At 72.6% G+C, this 15,889-nt stretch carries 13 protein-coding genes; 7 read left to right on the top strand and 6 right to left on the bottom strand.

Annotated features, from left to right (window positions below; genetic code table 11):
- Positions 1–12: 12 nt before the first annotated feature.
- The gene (locus C3V38_RS12475; protein WP_106385899.1) at positions 13–765 is read left to right on the top strand and encodes a phosphodiesterase; all 753 of its coding nucleotides are present in this window, start codon (positions 13–15) and stop codon (positions 763–765) included.
- A 6-nt stretch (positions 766–771) separates the two neighbouring features.
- On the opposite strand, the gene C3V38_RS12470 is transcribed toward C3V38_RS12475, so the two are convergent.
- Genes C3V38_RS12470 through C3V38_RS12450 form a run of 5 tightly spaced genes read right to left on the bottom strand, consistent with a single transcriptional unit; the run spans position 772 to position 5,878 of the window.
- Positions 772–1,710 carry a siderophore-interacting protein gene (locus C3V38_RS12470; RefSeq protein WP_106385898.1) on the bottom strand — a complete coding sequence of 313 codons (939 nt, stop codon included), beginning with the start codon at positions 1,708–1,710 and terminating at the stop codon, positions 772–774.
- The gene (locus C3V38_RS12465; RefSeq protein ID WP_174705808.1) at positions 1,707–2,549 is read right to left on the bottom strand and encodes an ABC transporter ATP-binding protein; all 843 of its coding nucleotides are present in this window, start codon (positions 2,547–2,549) and stop codon (positions 1,707–1,709) included. The genes C3V38_RS12470 and C3V38_RS12465 overlap by 4 nt, the downstream gene beginning before the upstream one ends.
- Before the next feature lie 44 nt (positions 2,550–2,593).
- Entirely contained in the window at positions 2,594–3,655 is a 1,062-nt protein-coding gene (locus C3V38_RS12460) for an iron chelate uptake ABC transporter family permease subunit (protein ID WP_106385896.1), read from the bottom strand.
- Positions 3,652–4,764 carry an iron ABC transporter permease gene (locus tag C3V38_RS12455; RefSeq protein WP_106385895.1) on the bottom strand — a complete coding sequence of 371 codons (1,113 nt, stop codon included), beginning with the start codon at positions 4,762–4,764 and terminating at the stop codon, positions 3,652–3,654. Before C3V38_RS12455 ends, C3V38_RS12460 begins: the two co-directional genes overlap by 4 nt.
- A gap of 4 nt (positions 4,765–4,768) precedes the next feature.
- Positions 4,769–5,878, bottom strand: coding sequence for an iron-siderophore ABC transporter substrate-binding protein (locus C3V38_RS12450; protein WP_106385894.1), 1,110 nt, complete (start codon positions 5,876–5,878; stop codon positions 4,769–4,771).
- Positions 5,879–6,101: 223 nt separating this feature from the next.
- On the opposite strand from C3V38_RS12450, the gene C3V38_RS12445 reads away from it, so the two are divergent.
- Genes C3V38_RS12445 through C3V38_RS12430 form a run of 4 tightly spaced genes read left to right on the top strand, consistent with a single transcriptional unit; the run spans position 6,102 to position 11,959 of the window.
- Positions 6,102–7,601 (top strand): pyridoxal-dependent decarboxylase, encoded by a 1,500-nt coding sequence (locus C3V38_RS12445; RefSeq protein WP_254425978.1) that lies wholly within the window; start codon positions 6,102–6,104, stop codon positions 7,599–7,601.
- On the top strand, positions 7,598–8,986 hold the full coding sequence (locus C3V38_RS12440) for a lysine N(6)-hydroxylase/L-ornithine N(5)-oxygenase family protein (RefSeq protein ID WP_106385892.1): 1,389 nt from the start codon (positions 7,598–7,600) through the stop codon (positions 8,984–8,986). Before C3V38_RS12445 ends, C3V38_RS12440 begins: the two co-directional genes overlap by 4 nt.
- Positions 8,983–11,553 carry a GNAT family N-acetyltransferase gene (locus C3V38_RS12435; protein ID WP_106385891.1) on the top strand — a complete coding sequence of 857 codons (2,571 nt, stop codon included), beginning with the start codon at positions 8,983–8,985 and terminating at the stop codon, positions 11,551–11,553. Before C3V38_RS12440 ends, C3V38_RS12435 begins: the two co-directional genes overlap by 4 nt.
- A 16-nt stretch (positions 11,554–11,569) precedes the next feature.
- Positions 11,570–11,959 (top strand): MmcQ/YjbR family DNA-binding protein, encoded by a 390-nt coding sequence (locus C3V38_RS12430; RefSeq protein ID WP_231889038.1) that lies wholly within the window; start codon positions 11,570–11,572, stop codon positions 11,957–11,959.
- A 60-nt stretch (positions 11,960–12,019) separates the two neighbouring features.
- Here the strand turns inward: C3V38_RS12430 and C3V38_RS12425 are convergent, their stop codons facing one another.
- Entirely contained in the window at positions 12,020–12,595 is a 576-nt protein-coding gene (locus C3V38_RS12425; protein ID WP_061229576.1) for a hypothetical protein, read from the bottom strand.
- A gap of 214 nt (positions 12,596–12,809) precedes the next feature.
- Here C3V38_RS12425 and C3V38_RS12420 point away from each other — a divergent pair, with 214 nt between their 5' ends.
- Entirely contained in the window at positions 12,810–14,657 is a 1,848-nt protein-coding gene (locus C3V38_RS12420; RefSeq protein WP_254425977.1) for an HNH endonuclease signature motif containing protein, read from the top strand.
- Between the two features lie 69 nt (positions 14,658–14,726).
- Positions 14,727–15,872: an alkaline phosphatase family protein gene (locus C3V38_RS12415; RefSeq protein WP_106385888.1), complete on the top strand. Its 1,146-nt coding sequence runs from the start codon at positions 14,727–14,729 to the stop codon at positions 15,870–15,872.
- The last annotated feature ends 17 nt before the right edge of the window (positions 15,873–15,889 follow it).

The raw sequence follows: 15,889 nt of genomic DNA, 5'->3' as shown, positions 1-15,889 counted from the left end.
TATCGTGGCCTCATGTCCCGAGAGACCCGGAAACCCGGCCGCGGCCGCTCCGCCCCTGCCCGCGCGGCGGACCCGACCGACGCGGACGACTCCGCCGCCTCGTCCGCGCTCGTGCCCTCGACGCGCGAGTCGAAGGAGGTGGCACTGCGGTCGGCGCCGGTGTCCAGCCTCGTGGGTACGGCGTTCGGCGCGGTGGCGGCGGTGGCACGACTGGCCCGCCCCAAGGCACTGCATCCCAAGGGCGTCATCGCGAAGGCCACGCTGAGTGTGACGGGGGTCGGACGCACGGGCTCCCCGCTGCTGGACATCACGGGCCGTTGGCCGGCGACCGTCCGCTTCTCGCGGGCGGTGGGACTGCCGGACGCGGTCCCCGACATCGGCGGCATGGCCGTCCGGATCCACGCCGAACGACCCGTGGACATCCTGCTGGCCAGTACGGGGACGGGCCCGCTGAGCCGCTACGTCCTCACCGCGGGCTGGCGCACGACCGGCCGCACGATGACCTCCGTGTTCCCCGTGCTCGTCGCGGGACGACCGCTCCTGCTGGCCGCGATCCCCGGCGGCGACGGTGGCACGTGGACGCTGCAGCACGCCACGCCCCTCGGCAGGTGGTGGACGCTGGGCCGACTCACGGTGGACACGTGGGAGGACGACGACGAGGACCTGCACTTCGACCCCATCGGTAACCGCCTCCCCGGGTCGCGCTATCCGCGCGTCCTCAGGGCGCTGCGGGACCCGTCGTACCCGCCCGCCGACCAGGCGTGACCGCACTCAGCACTCCGCGGCCCCGCGCCTCCAGTAGCCCATGAACGCCACGGCCTCCTTGGGCACCCCGGCGGCGTCAACGGCGAGTCGGCGCATGGCCCGGACCAGGCTCGCCTCCCCGGCGAGGAACACGTACGGGTCGCCGGCGGACACGGCGGTGGCGGGCTGCCACTCGCGCTCGGCGGGACGCCTCCCGCCCAGGACGGTCTGCACGCACTCGTCGCCCAGGTCCAACACGCCGGCCAGGTGCTGCGCCACCGCGGCACCGGGCTCGCCCGCGCGGGGTAGCACGGTGACGAAGTCGGGGGCGCCGTCCGCGAGTGCCACGGCGTCGCCGGTGGTGGGCACCTCGATCACGATCTGCACATGGCGCTCGGGGGCGGCGCCGGCCGCTGCCCGCTCCTCGGCCAGCTCGTCGGCGATCGCGAGCAGGGCCGGCGCGGCGGTCTCGTCACCCGCGCACACGACACGCGCGGCCCGCCCGGGAGCCCAGGCCGCCCATGGTGCATGTCCGCGTCCGGGGCCGGCGACATGGACGATCCCGCCCGGTCGAACGGTCCTCGCCCAGGCCGAGCCCGGCCCCTCGTCGTCGCCCGGGTGGACCACCATGTCCACCGTGAGCGAGGGCACGACCTCGCCGTCGAGGTCGACGGTGTCGGCGCGGCGCACGGTGTAGGTCCGCATCCAGCCCCGCTCGCCCTCGGGCAGCGCGAGCCAGTCCCGGATGCCGTCGGCGTCCGGGATGACGCCTCCCCCGCCGGGCGGCGGCACGATGAGCTTGATGTAGCAGTCGCGCACCGTGCCGGGGTCGACGACCTCGGCGGACCACCGGTGCAGGTCGGGACCCGCGACCACGAGGCGGACGAACGAGTCCCCGAGATCGCGGGCCTCGATGACCCGGGTCCGCGAGACGACGATCGGTGTCTCTACAGCGATGGCGGTCATGTGGTCCCCTTCCGTCGTCCCCGCGGCAGCACCACGGGATGGCCGGTGGCCGGGTCGGTGATGATGTCGGCGTCCAGGTCGAACACGCGACGCAGCGTCTCCTTGGTGATCACCCGGTCCGGCGGGCCCGCGGCGACGACGCCGCCCTCGGCCACGGCGACCAGGTGATCGGCCACCCGCGCGGCCAGACTGAGTTCGTGCAGCACCGCCACGACCGTGCGCCGGCCGGTGCCCTCCCCCCCGCTTCCGGCGTGGCCGACGGGCAACGGCAGGTCGCGGACCAGGTCCAGGATGTCGAGTTGGTGCGCGAGGTCGAGGAACGAGCACGGCTCGTCCAGCAGCAGCGTGGGCGTGGCCTGCGCCAGCACGAGCGCGACCCACACGCGTTGCCGTTGACCGCCGGACAGTTCGTCGACCCTCCGTTGGGCGAAACCGGCGGTGTCGGTCAGGGTCAGCGCCTCGGCGACCGCCGTGTCGTCGTCGCCCCCACCCCACCAGCGGCGGTGCGGGTGCCGGCCCCGGGCGACCAGCTCGGCGACGGTGAGTCCCTCGGGCACGAGCGGCGACTGGGGCAGGAACGCGACCGAGCGCGCGTGCTCGCGCGCCTTCACCGACGCGACGTCGCGCCCGCCGGTCTCGATCGTCCCCGACAGCGGCCGCAGCTGACGGCCCAGGGCGCGCAGGATGGTGGATTTGCCGCAGCCGTTGGCGCCGATGAACACGGTCGTCCGGCCCGCGGGGATGTCGAGGTCGAGGTCGCGGATCACCGACTCGGCGCCGTAGCCCAGCGTGAGGCCACGCAACCGGAAGGCCGGTTCGGACTCGGGCTCCGGGTCCATCGGCAGGGCGCGTAGTACGGGCGCGACGGGCGAGGGAATGCTCATCAGGCCACCTTTCTCGAACGCAGGAGGATCCACAGCATGGCGGGCGCACCCAGGGCGCCGGTCACCACGCCGGTGGGGAAATCGACGATGTTCAGGGCCTCGGCGGCCACGATGTCGGCGGCCACCACGATCACCGCGCCCGTCAGCGCGGCCGCCCAGATACTCGGCCGGCCGCGGCCGAGAGCAGCGGCGACGGGGGTGGAGAGCAGGGCGACGAACGAGAGCGGGCCGGCCACCGCGGTGGCCGCGGCGGCCAGGAGGGTACCCACACCCAGGGCTGCGGCGCGGGTGGGCACGGGACGGGATCCCAGACCGACGGCGAGCTCGGGCCCCAGCTCGGCGGGCCGCAGCGCGGAGTGCAACCACACGCCGAGCGGCAGCAGCACGACCAGGGCGGCGGCGAGCCACGCGATGCGCTGGCCCGACACCCCGGACAGCGAGCCCACGGTCCACACCGCTGCCTCCTGCGCGCCGGTCAGCGGCAGGCGGGCGATGAGCTGGGTGACGACGGCGACGCTCAGGGCCGCGACCGCGACGCCGCCGATGAGGAAGCGCTGCCCGACGATGCCCGTGTGTCGTCCGGCGGAGGCCCCGAGGACGATCGCGAGCGCGACGGCGGACCCCAGCAGCGCGGCGGTCACGATACCGACCCCCCGCAGTCCCCACAGCGCCATCCCGGCCACCGCCCCGGCGGAGGCACCCTGGGAGATGCCGAGGATGTCGGGACTGGCCAGCGGGTTGCCCAGGACGCGCCGGAACAGCGCCCCGGACGCCCCGAACGCCAGGCCGGCGAGCGCGCCGAGGACCGCGCGAGGAAGCTTGTCCTCCATGACGACGAACGTCGCGCCCGGGATCGTCGCGCCGCCGAGGATGGCGAAGAAATCGGGGATGGTCACCGTGTAGCGGCCGAGGAGGACGCGCACCGCCATGACCGCCACGAGGAGCGCGGCGAGTCCGACGACGACTCCGAGGGTGTGCCGCCGGCGGTGGGCCGAGAGCCGACGGACCACCACTTCGGTCTCGGCGAGCTCGGCGGGGCGGTCGAGGACGGCGGAACTCACGAGGTGCTCACCCCCCGGTTGGCGCGCAGGAGGGCGATGAGGAAGGGCACGCCGATCGCGACGGTCATCACGCCCACGGCGATCTCCCCGGGCGGGGCGATGACGCGGCCGATCGTGTCGGCGAACAGAAGCACGGCCGGCCCGACGAGCACGGACAGGCCCAGGACCACGCGGTTGGCCACCCCGACCAATCGGCGCAGGAGGTGCGGCACGAGTAGACCGAGGAACGCGATGGGGCCGGCGAGCGCGGTGGCGACCCCGGACAGGATGACGACCCCGCCCAGGACGACGGCGCGACCGGCGACCGGGCCGACGCCGAGCCCGCGGGCCATATCGTCCCCCAGCGCGAGCGCGTCGAGGGCGGCGGCACCGGCGAGGACCAGGACGAGCCCGAGAAGCAGGAAGGGGACGGCCGCGCCGATCTCCGGGGCGCCCGAGCGGGCCACGGAGCCCAGGCCCCAGAAGCGGAAGCGGTCGAGCACGCCGGGCAGCGCGATGACCAGTGACGACGTGACAGCGGTGCAGCCGGCGGTGACGGCGGCACCGGCGAGAACGAGCCCGGTCCCGGAGTCGGCGCCGAGTCGGCCCGCGCCCACGACGACCATCCCGGCCACCAGCGCGCCGATGACCGAGAACAGGGCGACGACGGACGGGCCGGCGGCCGGGGCGAAGGCCAGTCCCAGCACCACGCCGAGCGCGGCCCCGGCGGTGAGGCCGAGCAGGCCCGGGTCACCGAGGGGATTGCGGGTGGCGCCCTGCAGTCCGGCGCCCGCCACGGCCAGGGCGGCGCCCACGAGGACCGCGGTGATGGTCCGGGGCACGCGGGCGGCCACGACGACCTCGTCCATACCCGCTCCCGAGCCGGGGGCGACGGCGGCGGCGAGATCACCGGAGAGAAGCTGTCCGGGCAGGGTCCCCAGTACCGACCACACCACGGCCGGGTCGACCGAACGGGCGCCGACGAACAGCGACGCCACGATCCCCACGACGAACAGCACCAGGGACACCACCGCGCCGATCACGACACGGCGGTGTCCGGGCGCGGCCGGCACGACCGGCCCACCCACCGGGGTGGCGGGCGCGGCCGTGCTCGTCGCAGGGCTGGTCACGGCGTCAGCCCTGCTCCTGCTGGGCGGCCGCGAGGATGTCGGGCACCACGTTGTCCAGGGCCCACGGCAGGCTCAGCGGGGAGGACGCGGAGATGGACAGCACCTGCTGCTCGTCGGTCTGGACGACCATCCGGCCGGCCTCGACAGCGGGGATGCGGCCGAGCAACGGGTCGGACTCGATGGCCTGCCGCACCTCGGGCGAGGTCGCGTAGGTGATGAGGATGTCGGAGGCGAGTTCGTCGGCGCGCTCGGGCGACCACGTGACGGCGAACTGATCGGGCGAGCCGCTGGAGGCCTCCGCGACGACCGGGGCCTGCTCCATCCCGAGCTGGGTGAGGAAGCGCGGGCGGTTGTCGACGTCGGTGAACGCGTAGATCTTCTCCGCGGCCTCCGGGTCGACGGTCGCCCAGACGAAGGTCGTGCCCTCGATGGCCGGATTGTCCTCGGCGACCTGCTGGATCTGGCCCTCCACCTCGGTGATGAGCTCCTCGGCGGCCTCGCTGCGGCCGAGCGCCTCACCGATCAGCCGGGTCGAGTCCTGCCAGGCGGTGCCGAACGGCACGTCGCCCTCGGGCATCGCGATGGTCGGCGCGATCTTGGACAGGGTCTCGTACTCCTCGGCGGTCATGCCGGAGTACGCGCCCAGGATGAGGTCGGGCTCGAGCGCCGCGATCGCCTCGGTGTTGATGCCGTCGGTCTCCGAGTACAGCTCGGGCATCTCGCCACCCACCGCCTCGAGCTCGGCGTCGAACCAGTCGGTGGAACCGTTGGCGTTGGCCCCGAACGAGTTACGGGGCATGCCGACCGGGACGACGCCCAGCGCCAGGGAGACGTCCGCGTTGACCCAGGAGATCGTGGCGACGCGCTGCGGGGCATCCGGGATCTCCGTCTCGCCGTAGGCGTGGGTGATGGTGCGCGGGAACTCGCCCTGCCGCTCGACGCCGGTCGTGTCGGCCGACTCGCCGCCCCCGTCGACGGATCCGGTCGAACAGCCCGCGAGCAGGGCCAGCATCGCCGCGAGCGCGGTGAGTACGAACAGCACCGCCCGGGCCCGTGGGCGGGCCGAGTCGGTCACCGCCGCCTCGAGTCGGGAACGCCGGGCAGGTGCGGTCATGGGATCTCCGTCCACTGAAACGATCACTTGTGACTAGTTAGGCTTGGCTAACCTAGCCAGGCGCCACAGTAGGGGTGAGGCGCGCCATAACGCAAGGGTCACGAGAAAGATTTCGACATTCGCTGGGCGAGAAAGTGATTCATCTCACCCGACGGTTGTTTAGGTAAGCCTAACCTGCTTAGCGTTCGCCGGAACCGAAGTCCCCGAGTAGGTCGGAGTACCCGTGAACGATCCATTGTTGAGCAGCGAGACCCGGGAGGCCCTCGCCGCGGCCCTGGCGGCGGCGACCGCCGAGGTCAGCCGGTACCTCGACGGTCGGACCACGCCGCGATCCCCGGCGTCGCCGTCGGCGCTGGCCGCGCAGACCGCGGCCGTCGACCTGTCCGCCCCGCTCGGCACTCTCGACAAGGCGCTCGAGGAGGTCCGCGAGCTCTACCTCGACCACGCGGTGGGCTACCACCATCCGCGCTACCTCGCGCACCTGAACTGTCCCATCACGATCCCCGCCGTCGCCGCCGAGGCCCTGGCGACGTCGGTGAACACCGCCGTGGAGACGTGGGACCAGGGCACGTCCGCCTGCCTCATCGAGCAGAAGCTCATCGACTGGGTCACCGATCTCATCGGGTTCGACGACTCCGGGCGCCCCGACGGGGTGTTCACGACCGGCGGCACCGCGTCCAACCTCCAGGGCCTGTTCACCGCCCGCGAGGACCGGCTCAGCCGGCCGGCACCGGGGAGCGACGACGCCGGCGACCGCTGCGCGCGGCTGCCGGGCCTGCGGATCGTCACCGGCGAGCACGCCCACCTCAGCGTGGTCAAGGCCGCGCGCCTGCTGGGCCTGGCCCCGGACGCCGTGGTGACGCTGCCCGGCGACGGCGACCAAATGGATCCGGCCACCCTCGACCGCATGCTGTCCACGTTGGCGGACGCCGGGCACGAGGTCGCGGCCGTCGTGGCCCTGGCCGGCACCACGGACCACGGCGCGATCGACCCGCTGCGCGCGGTCGGCGAGGTCTGCCGCCGCCACGACGTGTGGATGCACGTGGACGCCGCGTACGGCGGCGGGCTGCTGGTCTCCCCCACCCGCCGCGACCTGCTCGACGGGATCGACCTGGCGGACTCGGTGACCGTGGACTTCCACAAGACCTTCTTCCTGCCGGTCGCCGCGTCGGCGCTGCTGCTCCGCGCCGGTTCCGGCTTCCGGCACTCCACGGTGAGCGCGGACTACCTCAACCCCGCCGACGGCGATGACCACGCGGTGGACAAGTCCCTGCAGACGACCCGGCGCTTCGACGCGCTCAAGCTGTGGATGACGCTGCGGGTGATGGGCGCGGCCGGGATCGGCCGGCTGCTGGACAGCGCGATCGACGTCGCGGCGCGCATCGGCCGCACCGTCGAGGCGGACGCCGAGCTCGAGCTGGTCCGCGTGCCGGCCCTGTCGACGGTGCTGTTCCGCCCCCGCCCGGCCGGAGCGGACGGTCGACCCGTCTCCGACGCCGAGTCGGACGCCCTGGTCCGCCCGATCCGGGACGCCCTGTTCGCGGAGGGCCGCTCGCTGGTCGCGGCGACCGTCGTGGACGGGCGGCCGTGCCTCAAGCTGACGGTCCTCGATCCCAGGCTCGCCGACGAGGACGTCGCGGCCGTCCTGGCCGACGTCCGTTCCGCCGCCCGGTACCTGGCCGCCGGGATGCGCGAGGCCACGACCGCGGGGGTGCTGACGTGACGGGAGAGATCCACGACCTGCTGGGCGTGGGGATCGGCCCGTTCAACCTGGGCCTGGCGTGCCTGGCCGAGCCGTTGGGGCTGGACGCGGTCTTCCTCGACGCGCGCGACGGCTTCGCGTGGCACCACGGGCTGATGTTCGACGACGCCACCATCCAGGTGCCGTTCCTGGCCGACCTGGTGACGCTCGCCGATCCGACGTCGCCGTACTCGTTCCTGAGCTACCTCAAGGAGATCGGGCGCCTGTACCCCTTCTACATCCGTGAGGACTTCCAGCCGCTGCGCGCCGAGTACGACGCCTACTGCCGCTGGGCGTCCGAACGGGTCGGCGGCCTGCGCTGGGGCCGGGAGGTGGTCGACGTCCGACGAGAAGGACGGGGCGACGACGACGAGGCGCCCGTCTACCGGGTCACGGCCATCACCCCGGAGGGCACCGAGACCTACCGCACCCGGCACCTGGTGCTGGGGATCGGGACGACCCCGTGGTCGCCGATCGATCGGGAGCCACTGGATGGTGACGGGGCGGTGGCGCTCCACGCGAGCGAGTACCTGCACCGGCGGGACGAGCTGCTGTCGCTGGGATCGGTGACGGTGGTGGGCAGCGGCCAGTCGGCCGCCGAGATCTACCACGACCTGCTCTCGTCCGCCGGCGCCGACGGGCCGCGCATCGACTGGGTGACGCGGTCCCCGCGGTTCTTCCCGATGGAGTACACCAAGCTCACGTTGGAGATGACCTCCCCGGAGTACATCGACCACTTCCACGCGCTGCCCGCGGATCAGCGCGACCGGATGCTGCGGGAGCAGCGCTCGCTGTACAAGGGCATCAACGCCGACCTCGTCAACGAGATCCACGACCTGCTGTACCGCCGCTCGGTTCACGGCCTCCCCAGCGGCCTGCTCGCGGCGGCCACCACCCTGGACGGCGCTGCCCGCGAGGTCCGCGGGGCCGACTCGCCCGGCGCGCTGCGTCTGGACCTGAGCTGCGCCGACACCGGGCGGCCCTGGACGCACCACACCGACGGGCTGGTCTTGGCGACCGGCTACTCCCCCACCCCGCCGCGGTTCCTGGACGGGATCGCCGACGAGATCGACCGCGACGAGCGGGGCCGGTACCGCGTGGCCCGCGACCACACCGTCGACCGTGCGCATTCGACGATCCACGTCCAGAACGCGGAAGAGCACACGCACGGGCTCACCGCTCCGGACCTGGGCATGGGCGCGATGCGCAACAGCATCATCCTGCGCTCGATCTGCGGGCGCGAGGTCTACCCGGTCGAGACGTCGATCGCGTTCCAGCAGTTCGGCGCGCCTGCCGGCGGTGTCGACCCCGCCCCACCCGCCCCCGCACACGACTCGCCGACCGCCCGGCACCAGGAGGCACGATGAGCCACCCCGTCAGCACAGTCCCTACCCCGGTCAGCACCGTCCACACCCCGGCCGGGATCGTCACGCTCGAGCCGCTGACCCTCGATCGCGGCACCGGCGGCACCGCCAGCACTGCCCGCACCGACCTGCTCCATACCCTGCACGCCTGGCTCGACCATCCCGGCTCGGTCTACTGGGGCATGCGGGGGTCGACGCCGTCGCAGGTCGAGGAATTCCTCGTCGACTGGTCGTCGGACCCGCACCGGCGGGTGCTCATCGTCCGCATCGACGGTCTCCGCGTCGGCCTGGCCGTGTTCTACGACCCCGCCGAGGTCGAGCTCGACGGCCGGTACCCGCACGAGCCCGGCGACTTCGGCATGCACCTCCTCGTCGCGCCGACCCGCACCCCGGTCCCCGGCACGACGGCCGCGGTCATGGGCGCCATCTGCTCCACGGCCTTCGCGGTCCCGATGATCGGCGGCTCGCCGGCCCGCCGGGTGGTCGTGGAGCCCGACATCCGGAACACGGCCGTGCACCGGCTCAACGCCCGCGCCGGCTTCCGCGAGGCGGGCCCGGTCGACCTGCCCGACAAGACGGCACTGCTCTCCTTCTGCACCGCCGATGCGTTCCGCGGGTCGGAGATCGGCGCCGGGACGCGGGTGATCTCGTCGTCGTCGTCGGATACCCACGCCGGACATGCGCACCTCACCGGTCACGCTCATCTCACCGGTCACGCCATGCGCCGCGCCCACCGTCACCTGTGCGTCAAGGCCCTCGCCGAGTTCTCCCACGAACGGCTCCTCGCGCCCGTCCACGACGCCGCGACGGACACCTACACGGTCCGCGCCGGCGCCGAACGATGGACGTTCCGCGCCCGCGTGCTCCCGCTGGAGCACTGGGTGATCGACGAGGCGTCGCTGCGTCGCGAGGTCGACGGAGCGCCGGCGGAACCGGACGCGCAGGAGCTCATCATCGCGCTCGCGCCGGAACTGGACATCCCGGAGAATCTGCTCGGCATCTACCTCGAGGAGATCGCCGCGACGCTCGGTTCGGCCGCGTTCTGCCTGCACCACCGCGACCGGCCCGCGCAGCAGCTCGCCGAGTCCGGCCTCCAGGAGGTCGAGGGCGCGATGACCGAGGGGCACCCTGGTTTCGTCGCCAACAACGGCCGCGTGGGCCTCGGCCTGACCGACCGGCACCACTACACCCCGGAGTCGCGCTCGACGGTCCGGCTCGTGTGGCTCGCCGCGCGCCGCGACCTCAGCCACCTGGCCACCATCGCCGGCCTCGACGAGCGTGAGCTCTACGCCCGCGAGTTCGGCGCCGAGGCCCTCGAGCGGTGCGACGACCGGCTGCGCGCGCTCGGGCTCGACCCCGCCGGGTACCGCGTCCTGCCAGTCCACCCGTGGCAGTGGGAGCACAAGATCGCGGTGGCGTTCGCCCCCGACCTGGCCCGGCGCGACCTGGTGCACCTCGGCGAGTCCGACAGCGAGTACCGGCCGCAGCAGTCCGTGCGCACGTTCTTCGACGTCACCCGCCCCGAGCGCGGCTACGTCAAGACCGCCCTGGCCGTGCAGAACATGGGCTTCACCCGCGGGCTGTCGCCGAAGTACATGCGCGATACCCCGGCGGTCAACGACTGGGTGGCCGGGATCGTCGACTCCGACCCCGTCCTGCGAGCGCTCGACTTCGGGATGCTGCGCGAGGTCGCCGCGGTCGGCTACACCGGCGACGCCTATCACCGGGCCGCCGCCGCGGGCGTGTCCGACGAGGGCCCGCACACCAAGATGGTCGCCGCGCTGTGGCGGGAGAGCCCGGTCCCCCGGCTGGCCGACGGCGAGCGGGCCGTCACGCTGGCCTCGATGCTGCACGTGGACCTGCACGGGCGGGCCCTCGTCGTCGAACATCTCGAGCGCTCCGGCCACGACGCCCGCACGTGGCTCCGCGCGCTGCTCGACGCCTACGTCCTGCCGGTCGCGCGGTGTCTCCTCGCGCACGGGCTCGTGTTCATGCCGCACGGCGAGAACGTCATCCTCGTGCTGGGCCCCGATCACACGCCGCGGCGCGCGCTGTTCAAGGACATCGGCGAGGAGGTCGCGATGGTGCGCGACCTACCGTTGCCCGACGGCATCGAGCGCGTCCGCCACGTCGTGGAAGCCGAGACCGCCGCCCTGAGTATCCAGACCGACGTGATGGACGGGGTGCTCCGCCACCTCGCCGGGATCCTCGACGCTGCCGGCGTGCTCGACGCCGACGCGTTCTGGGACGAGACGCGCCGGTGCCTGGAGGTGCTCGCCCCTGGTGACGCGGGCGACGACGGCGAGGTGCACCGTCCCACCTGGGAGGCGCTGTTCGCCCCGCGGTTCAAGCATTCGTGTCTCAACCGGCTGCAGTTGCGCAACACCAGGCAGATGGTGGACCTGACCGATCAGGCCGGATCCCTACAGTTCGCGGGCACGCTGGCGAACCCGCTCGCGGCACGGTCCGGTGAGACGGTCGACGAGGCGACGAGACGACAGGGCGGGGCGCCCGGCGCTCGCGGCGATGCGGCACCGAGCCTGCAGCAGGACCCGACACCCGTGGGGTGACGGTAGCGTCGACCGTGTGAACGGACGGGAACTCCAGAAGTGCGCGGCCGCGCGGGCGCGTGAGCTTCCGGCGTCCACCCTGGAGTTCCCGTTCGGCCCGGACTTCGACGTGTTCAAGGTCCGCGGCAAGATGTTCATGTTCCACGCCGAGGTCGAGGGCGAGCCCCAGGTGATCCTCAAAGCGCTGCCCTCGGACTCGATGTCCCTCCGCGCCGCGCACGCCGACATCACTCCCGGCTACCACATGAACAAGCAGCACTGGATCTCGCTGCATCCGGGCGGCACCCTGACCGCCGAGATGGTCGACGAGCTCGTCACCGAGTCCTACCGTCTCGTCGTGGCCGGGCTGCCGAAGGGCCAGCAGCCCGTCGAGCCGGAGACCTTCGGCCGCGGCCAGCGGGCCTGACCGCGGCTGGGCCGGTCGGCGCGGCGGCCGCTGTCCGGCGCGGGCTCTCGCCGTCTCGGCTCAGTTCGCAGGCGACAACGACGTCTCGGTCAGCGAGCCGAGCTGCTCGCCCACCGATCCCTTGACCGACTCGGTGGCCGACGAGGTGTCGAGCTGATCCGCCAACGAGCCGCCCACGAGCGGCACTCCGCTGAGGACAGCGCTGACCGATCCGTCGACGTCTCCTGCCAGCAGGGCGTCGGCGGACCGTGCAGCGGGGTTGAGGACCGCGCAGATCACGCCGACCGGCACCTGCAGCGGGGCCCCGATCGCATTCGCGGCCAGGCCGGCGGCGCTGCCGACGTTGCAGGCGAAGGTGGCCGCGGAACCGAGCGGCCCCGAGGCGTAGCCGGGCAGCGACCCCGTGACCGAGCCGGGAAGCAGCTCACCGAGTTCGCCCAGCTGGCCGGTCTCGCCGTCCTCGGCGCCGGCACCGCTGCCCCTCTCGGCACCCGTACCGTTCTCGCCATCGGCGGCCGCGGAGCCCGGGATCGAGCCGGTGTCCGCAGGATCAGAGCTCTGAGCTGCCGCAGTGCCCGCCGAGGCGACGAGCAGGGCCGCGGCCAGTGCGCCGACGTACGCGATTGACTTGGTCATGGTGAGCCTCCGAACTCCGGTGCGTCGGGCGGTCTCCCCCGATCGATTAATGAGGGTCCCATAAATCTCGAGCCCCCGAAGCGTCGTTGCCAATGCGTGATCCATCTCAGTTCCATCCACGTAGGCCTTGTGGTGTCGAACACGTGGGCGTATAATAGAACACGCATTCGAGACAAGTGGCGGCGCAGCCGCGCAGTCGACCAGGGGGTGGGGCATGGACGGCGACACCGAGCGCACGGCCAGTGGCTCCGCGTCGCCTTCCGGCACCGCTTGCTCGTCCGGTTCTGCCGGCTCGTCCGGCCCTGCGGCGTTGACGGGCTTGACGGCGGCGGCTCGGGAGGGGTGGGCGACGGAGAACCGCGCGGCCGCGCAACGCCTGGTCGCCTGTTACGCCCTGCTGCAGGAGTGCTGGCGCGAGTACGGGCACGGTATCGACGGCAGTCACGAGGCCCGCCGCGGCCACGCCGTCGTTGACGGCCTCGTCGCCGCGGCAGGCTATGTGGTGGCGGCGATGTCGATCTCCGCCAGACGCGCGGAGAAGATGCTGTCCTTCTCGTGGGAGCTGCACACCCGCTACCCGGCGATTCTGGAGGCGATGGCGGCCGGGCTGATGGAACAACGCGTCGCCGAACTGCTGGCCCGGCAGATGGCCACCGTCCGCGGCGACGTGCTGGAGCAGGTCCAGCGCCAGGTCGTCGAGAACTACCTCAACGGCGTCGCCGCCGGCATCCGTCTGGGCGACAAGGCCCTGCGCGATGAGATCGACGCCGTCATCGGCCGCCACGACCCCGACGCCATCCGGCTACGCAAAGAAGACGCCAGCCGCACCCGCGGCGTGCGCATCGGCAAAGGCGTCGACGGCATGTCCAGCGTCTCCGCCCTGCTGGCCACCGAGGAAGCCGCCGTGTTGGCCGAAGCCCTCGACCAGCGGGTCGCCGAACACGACGCCGCCGACACCGACACCACCGCCGCGGCTGCCGGCCGGGCCGCCGACCCCGACACCGCCCCGGATGAGCCTGTCGAGCCGGAGCCGAACTACTCCAAGGCAGAACGCCGCGCCGACGCCCTGATGTCCCTGATCTGCGGCGACACCCCCACCCACCCCGACGCTGCCAACGCTTCCGATGACGCCGCGAGCACAGACGATGCCGCTGACGGCGCCGTGGGCGCGCCCGCCACCGGCGGCACCGGTCAGGCGCCGGTGTTGCGGCCGAAGGTGACCGTCATCGCCACCGGCGACAACGGCCGCGACGAACACGGCGCCCGAGTGGAGTTCACCCGCACCGGCGAAGCGGCCCTGCAAACCCTGATGGAGATGCTCGCCACCTCGGATGGGGCCTCGTTCGAGCAGGTCGACCCGCACATCGGCGCCGCCGACGACACAGATGCGGCCCTGAGATATCGGCCGAGTGCCCAGTTGGCGCGCCGGGTCCGGCTCCGCGACGGCACCTGCCGCCACCCCGGGTGCGCGATCCCCGCCGACGACTGCGACCTGGACCATGTGGTGCCGTTCAACCACGCCGACCCCGCCGCCGGCGGCCTGACGGTGGAGGCGAATCTGGTCAGTCAGTGCCGGCGCCATCACCGGTTCAAAACGTTCTCCGACTGGACCTACAAACTCCAGCCCGACGGCACCCTGATCGTGACCACCCCCGACGGCACCGTCATGCTCACCCGCCCCGACGGGCCGCTGGCCCAGTACCGGCGCGAGCACCAACGCGACGAGGCCGACGCCTGGGCGCGTCAGCAGCGCCGCAACCCCAGCCCCGACATCGGGGCCGGGGTCCTCGACGAGGCCACCTACTTCGCCCGCCGCGCCCAACGCCTGGCCCGCGAACGCGCCCGCGCCGCCGCCCGCAATGCAGCCGACGCGACCTCGCCGCCACCCGAGGCCGCCGCCGACACCACCCCGGACCCGGCCCCGCGCGAAAGAACGACCCCCGCCGCGGCCAGCCGCTGGTGGCAACGCAACAAACCCACCGACAGCACCCTGGAAAAAGCCATCCTCCACGCCCTCCACCAACACCTCGACGAACTCCTCCAACCACCACCACCCTTCTGAGGCCGTCGCCACGGCGGGCGAGCCGCCGGTTACCGCCCTCACCAGCGGCGGATGAGGGATGGTGAAGTCATGACAGAGATCCCGATCGAGCCCTCCGCCCATTCGCTGGCCGATGTCATGCCGTCTGTCGCTGCGTCGCTGGGCTCCGGCCACCACAACCCGCTCGCGATCGCGCCAGCTAGCGACGCCGTCCTGGTTCTCGTCGATGGTCTCGGCGCCGAGCTGATCCGCCGGTACGCCACCGACTCCCCGACGCTCGCCGTCATGTCCTCCCGGATGATCTCCGCGGGCTTCCCGGCGACGACCGCGACCAGCCTGACGAGCCTCGCCGTAGGCGCTCCGTGTTCCAAGCACGGGATCGTGGGGTACAGCTTCCGAGTCTCGGACGACGCCGACGACACCGCCGTCTCGTTCAATCCGTTGCGCTGGACCCTCGACTCGGCTGGCGGCCCGTCGGCGATGGATCGCTTCCCACCGCGGAGAATCCAGCAACGGTCGAGCCTGCTCGAACATCTCGCCTCAGACGGCGTCGACGTCACCTACGTGATGCGTGAGGAGTTCCGCGAATCAGGACTGACCCGGGCGGCCTTCCGGGCGGACGGGGAATTCCGCTCTGCTGTCTCCCTCGACGAGGTGAAGCAGGGAGTGATCGACGCTGTGGGCCGCCCCTCGCGATCCAGGCGCTTCGTCTACGCGTACTACGGCGACCTCGACCTCATCGGACACATCCACGGCCCCGGCTCTCCGGAGTGGCTGGAGTCGCTCCGCGCTGTCGACGCCTTCATCGCCGACCTCGCCACCGATCTCCCCCGCGACTGCAGGCTCATCGTCACCGCGGACCACGGAATGGTCAACGCCGAGACCGTCATCGATATCGACCACACGCCCGCCCTCCTCGCCGATGTCCAGATCGTCGCCGGCGAAGCCCGCGTCCGCCATGCATACGCCCGCCCGGGCGCCGCGGACGACGTCCTCCACGCGTGGAGCGCCGAGCTGGCGGGCCGCGCGCGGGTGATCAGCCGCGAGCAGGCCCTCGACGAGCGACTCTTCGGCCCCGATCGCGCCTACGCAGACCGGCTCGGCGATGTCATCGCCATCGCGAGCGGCGGCGTCATCCTCGCGCGGACGGAACACGAGCCGATGGAGTCGTCCCTCCTGGGCCATCACGGCGCCAACACCGCGGCGGAGCAACACATCCCGCTCATCCTCCGGTGATCCCGGCGCCGGAGGCG

This window comes from Dietzia sp. oral taxon 368 (assembly GCF_002999155.1).
Lineage (GTDB): Bacteria > Actinomycetota > Actinomycetes > Mycobacteriales > Mycobacteriaceae > Dietzia > Dietzia cinnamea.
The sequence above is the reverse complement of the archived record's forward strand: the minus strand, read 5'-3'. Positions and strand labels throughout refer to the sequence as shown.